This is a genomic window from Oceanicaulis sp. UBA6590 (assembly GCF_002433705.1).
Classification (GTDB): Bacteria; Pseudomonadota; Alphaproteobacteria; order Caulobacterales; family Maricaulaceae; genus Oceanicaulis.
On the sequence record NZ_DJIQ01000023.1, the window covers coordinates 1 to 1261 of the forward strand.

Annotated in this window: 2 protein-coding genes; one reads left to right on the forward strand and one right to left on the reverse strand. The window is 64.9% G+C overall.

All coding sequences use genetic code 11. From position 1 onward, the window contains the following. Positions 1 to 253: 253 nt before the first annotated feature. Complete coding sequence (locus tag B2Z70_RS05120) at positions 254 to 673, forward strand: c-type cytochrome (protein WP_206740486.1); 420 nt, start codon at positions 254 to 256, stop codon at positions 671 to 673. A gap of 52 nt (positions 674 to 725) precedes the next feature. On the opposite strand, the gene B2Z70_RS05125 is transcribed toward B2Z70_RS05120, so the two are convergent. Further along, the coding region (locus B2Z70_RS05125; RefSeq protein WP_292981788.1) for an efflux RND transporter permease subunit at positions 726 to 1261 on the reverse strand (536 nt) is incomplete at its 5' end.

Sequence of the window (1261 nt, forward strand, 5' to 3'; positions counted from 1 at the left end):
CCCTCAGCCGGCGCCAGATCTCCCGAATTCCCCCCTGCCTGTTCACGCGCAGTCGCGCGCTCGAGCCTTCGGCGTCGCCGGGTTCACGCCGGGCCATCGCTGCGCTGCCGACCTGATTTCCGTCACATTGTGCTCTATCTGTAGCGCCTGAAAGGGCATGCCGCAGGCGCCTGCGACTCTTGGCGCGTTTGCCGGCTGTCGGCCTGCGCGCTAGATGCATGCCCGAACCTGAGTGCAACAGGAGTAAGCGCCCATGCGTATGATTTTCGCCGGTTTCGCCGCCCTCGCCCTGACCACAGCCGCGCACGCGCAGGATGACGCCGAGTCCGCCATCCTGTCCGAGCTGGGTGAGCCCTATGTGAGCGCCAATGTGGACAATGGCGCACGGATTTTCCGTCGCTGCCAGGCCTGCCACACGGTGGAAGAAGGCGGACGCAACATGGTCGGCCCGAACCTTCACGGCGTGTTCGGCCGCGAGTCCGGTCACAAGGACGACTTCCGCTATTCCCCGGCCATGTCTGAGTCCGAAGTGGTCTGGTCCGCCGAGACGCTGGACGCCTATCTGACCAATCCGCGTGAATATATCCGCGGCAACCGGATGAGCTTTGCGGGTCTGCGCGATGAACAGGATCGCCACGACCTCATCGCCTGGCTGGCGATCAACACGCACTAGGCGGCCTGTCGCCAAAACAAAAAACCCCGGAGCCTCGCTCCGGGGTTTTTCCTTACTCGGCCGGGGCCGCAGGCGGATCGACCGGATCGGCGCCGCGCACATCGCGGGCTTCCTTCTCCAGCTGCCGTGACACCCAGTTCGGCGTCTTCGTGTACCGCCCCAACACGCCATACACGGCGGGCACCACGAACAGGGTGAAGAGCGTCGCCACCATCACGCCGGTGAAAATCACCAGACCGATCGTCACCCGCGTCTCCGAACCCGGGCCCGTGGCGATGACCAGCGGAAAGGCGCCGATGGCGGTGGAGACGCCGGTCATCAGGATCGGACGCAGCCGTGTGACCGAGGCTTCCAGCGTCGCTTCAGCGAGGCTGAGCCCCTCTTCACGCAGCTGGTTGGCGAACTCCACGATCAGGATGCCGTTCTTCGCCGCGAGCCCGATCAGGATGATCAGGCCGATCTGGGAGAAGATGTTCAGGCTCGATCCGCCCATATAGAGGCCGAACAGACCGCCCGCGACCGCCAGCGGCACGGTCAGCATGATCACGGCAGGCTGGATGAAGCTCTCGAACTGGGCCGCCAGCACCA